General features: G+C 66.7%; 3 protein-coding genes and 2 riboswitches. All 3 genes read right to left on the reverse strand.

The window, feature by feature from the left end; genetic code table 11:
- Window positions 1-409: 409 nt before the first annotated feature.
- Window positions 410-982 (reverse strand): hypothetical protein, encoded by a 573-nt coding sequence (locus tag AC1DYI_RS30465; protein ID WP_477207859.1) that lies wholly within the window; start codon window positions 980-982, stop codon window positions 410-412.
- A 140-nt stretch (window positions 983-1,122) separates the two neighbouring features.
- Entirely contained in the window at window positions 1,123-1,908 is a 786-nt protein-coding gene (locus AC1DYI_RS30470) for an enoyl-CoA hydratase (RefSeq protein WP_477207860.1), read from the reverse strand.
- Window positions 1,909-1,949: 41 nt separating this feature from the next.
- The gene (locus AC1DYI_RS30475) at window positions 1,950-2,849 is read right to left on the reverse strand and encodes a toll/interleukin-1 receptor domain-containing protein (protein ID WP_477207861.1); all 900 of its coding nucleotides are present in this window, start codon (window positions 2,847-2,849) and stop codon (window positions 1,950-1,952) included.
- Window positions 2,850-2,919: 70 nt separating this feature from the next.
- A riboswitch (glycine riboswitch) is annotated at window positions 2,920-3,014 on the forward strand.
- Between the two features lie 16 nt (window positions 3,015-3,030).
- Window positions 3,031-3,145, forward strand: a riboswitch (glycine riboswitch).
- The last annotated feature ends 87 nt before the right edge of the window (window positions 3,146-3,232 follow it).

The following is a 3,232-nucleotide window of genomic DNA, read 5'->3' on the forward strand; positions in this document are numbered from 1 at the left end:
AGCCGGTGTAGTAGCGCCCGTCGGGGTTGGTGCTCAGCGCCTCGGGCGGCAGGTCGGAAGCCAGCGCCGGGATGCTGACCACGGCAGCCGTCAAGGCGATCAGCGCGTGCCCGCAAAAGGCACGCGCGCGGGTGTTCATGGACATGGATTGCTCCTGTTCGATGCGAGGGGAAAGAGGCGGCTCGGAGTGCCCGAAGCCGGATTCGCCAATCGCCCTCCGCGGCAAGCCATGTGGTTGTCTGGTGGGGTGCCCTCTACTGCCCACGGCGTCCGCCTGCGATTGGCGGACTGGAATCTAACCAATCAATTACCGGTATTCAATTGGTATTTGCATCGCGGCACACTGGTAGCAATACCGGTTACCCGCGCTCACACGGATTCAACCGGCGTTCATGTGGCAACGAAAGGCTCACCGGCTCGGAGCAGACCGCGCTGAGGACCGGCGCGCGAGTTGCTTGCGTCCACCCACCAACACAGCGAGCAGCAGGCCGCTCAACAACATCGACAGGCCGGCCGGCTCCGGCACCGGCGTGACATTGACCAGTTGCTCGGTCGTCGTGGTGCCGACCGGGAAATCATCCGGCGATTTGAAGACGCCGCCGCTGGCCGAGGTTTCGTACGAGAAACCGGCGGTGTGGGTGCCGCCGATGCCCGCCGCGACGAATTCACCGGGATCGTCGCCGAGGATGTCGTCGTCGAGCTTGAAGAGAAAGCCGCCGCCTTCGAACATCTGGTCGACCGGCACCGCGAGCGACTCGAAGTACGAGCCGTCGAAGGCATAGAACGAGAACTGGAAGTCGGTCAGCTCGGTGGTGCTCAAGTAGCCGTCGCTGTTCAGGTCGGTGCCCGAAAACCAGCCGCTGAGCTCACCTTTGTCGTAGCCGGTTTGGGTGAAGGTGAAATCCGGCGCCGGAACGGCCCATGCATTGCCCGCCACGCCGCAGGCCACCGCCAACGTCAACCCAGCCTTGCGCAAGTTCATGATGACCCCCGTCGGGCCGTGGCCCGCGTCACCGCCACACGATCGTGCCGAAGCACGTCCAGTCGGGACACTAACAGTCCTGGCGGCGCCGCACATCACTTGAATTAGGCGGGGTAAAACCCGCACCACCAGGCGAACGATCACCAGCGCGGCGGCCGCTTCTCGTTGAAGGCCTGCACGCCTTCCAGCGCCGCCTCGTCCATCATGTTGCAGGCCATCGTGTGGCCGGCGTCGATGTAGGCCGCTTCCACGCCGGCTTCGAGCTGGCGGTAGAACAGCTCCTTGCCCAGCGCCACCGCAGCGCGGGGCTTGGCGACGATGCTGGTAGCCAGTCGCGCGACCTCGGCGTCCAGCCCGGCGGCGTCGTCGGCCACGCGGTTGATGAGGCCGCGTTGCTGCGCTTCGTCGGCACTGATGAAGTCGCCCGTTACCAGCATCTCGAAAGCCTGCTTGCGCGCGACGTTGCGGCTCAGGTGCACCGCGGGCGACGAGCAGAACAAGCCCAGGTTGACGCCGCTGACGGCAAAGCGCGCGCTGCGCAGTGCCACCGCCAGATCGCACGCGGCGACGAGCTGGCAGCCGGCGGCCGTGGCCACGCCCTGCACTTTCGCGATCACCGGGATCGGCAGCTGCTGGATCTGCATCATCACCTTGGCGCAGCGCGCGAACAGGCCGCGGTAATAGTCCAGCGCTGGCTCGGCACGCATCTCCTTCAGGTCATGTCCGGCGCAGAAAGCCTTGCCGGACGCAGCCAGCACCAGCACGCGGGCCTGCGGGTCCTTCGCGAGGGCATCCAGCTCGGTCTTCAGTGCGGCCAGCATCGCCTCGGACAAGGCATTGAAGGCCTGCGGGCGGTTCAGCGTCACGGTCACCACGCCGCGCGGGTCGTCGTGGCGCAGCAGCAGCGGGTCTTGTTCGGTCAGCATCGTCGGTTCCTTGCGATCGGGCTTGGCAGTCAATGTAGCGTTCAGCGGGTGCTCGCGGGGTCAGCGCGGCGCGCCACGAAGTCGACCGGCTCGTGCGTCGTGCTGCCGCCTTCGGTCTGCAGCACGAAGCGGATCTCGTCGCCCACCAGGCGGCCGCGGTAGTGGTGCACCTGGTCGGGACTGCCCATCTCACCGCTGTGGGTATCGAAGCGCAGGGCATCACCTTCGACCCAGCCTTCCAGCAAGCCGCGCGGCAAGCCCAGGAACGTCGCGCTGCCGCTCAGCTCATGGCCTTCGCCGCTGAACTTGAAACGCTCGACGCGCGGCGCGTCGGACCAGGCGTAGTGCAGCTCGGCCTGCCATTCGCCATTGACGTCGGGGCGGACTGTGTGAGCCACCCACCAGGCGCCGGCAGCCCCGGCTAGCAGCAGGCACGCGCCGACCCAGACCCAGCGGCGCCGGCTCGGTCGAGCGGGTTCACCCAAAGTGGCGGTCAAGGCGCCGACCAGGCGTTCGATGTCGGCCGCGAATCGGGTGTTGCCGATCTCCAGCGCCTGCAAGCCGGCCAAGGCCTGGATGTCGGCAGGCAACTCGTTGGCGGCCGGCATCGTGGCACCGTCCAGCAGCACCGGAATCACTCGCAGCCCGAGCCGCAAGCCCGCCGCGATTTCCAGCCGCACGAAGTCGCCTGTGTCGTGCAGCCGTGCCGCGCCGCCCTCACGCTCGCCGCACCAGCGCCGGCCGATCAGCACCAGCAACACGCTGGCGCTGCCCACTGCGCGCTGGATGACATCGGCAAAGCCCTGGCCGGCGGCTATGTCGTCCACGTCCATGAACACGCGCCCCGCGCCAAAGCGCTTGGCCAACTCGGCGCCGATCGCACGGGCATAGCCTGCGCCATCGTCACGGCGGTAGCTGATGAAGACCTGGGCAACGGACATCGGTAAAGCAGCGTGGAGCCAACAACGGCGCAGCAGCATAGCGCCAAGGCCCGCTGTGCTCGGGTACACTGCCCGCTTGCCAGGAGAGAGCCCCATCAGGGGCCGCCGAAGGCGCAGAGGTCGTACAGACTTCGAACGCTCAGGCAAAAGGACTGGCAAGCGCTTCGCGTCAAGATGCGGAGCGTTCCTCACTGGAGAGAGATGGGTCTTCGAGCCCATCCACCGAAGGGGCAAGCGGTGCCCGGCCACACGCCGACACCGTCAATCTCTCAGGTAAAGCGGACAGCGAGGGCATTTCCGACCGTTACTGGTTACTTGGATTGCCCTCGACACAGGAACCGCGACCGATGTCCGCTCCCACCGCCGCCGAACTGCTGCAGACC

It is taken from the genome of Ideonella sp. P3_A4, assembly GCF_056403075.1.

Bases quoted from the DNA above. Each gene is read 5' to 3' on its own strand.
- AC1DYI_RS30465 (WP_477207859.1), bottom strand. From the start codon at position 982: ATGAACTTGCGCAAGGCTGGGTTGACGTTGGCGGTGGCCTGCGGCGTG.
- AC1DYI_RS30470 (WP_477207860.1), bottom strand. From the start codon at position 1,908: ATGCTGACCGAACAAGACCCGCTGCTGCTGCGCCACGACGACCCGCGC.
- AC1DYI_RS30475 (WP_477207861.1), bottom strand. From the start codon at position 2,849: ATGTCCGTTGCCCAGGTCTTCATCAGCTACCGCCGTGACGATGGCGCA.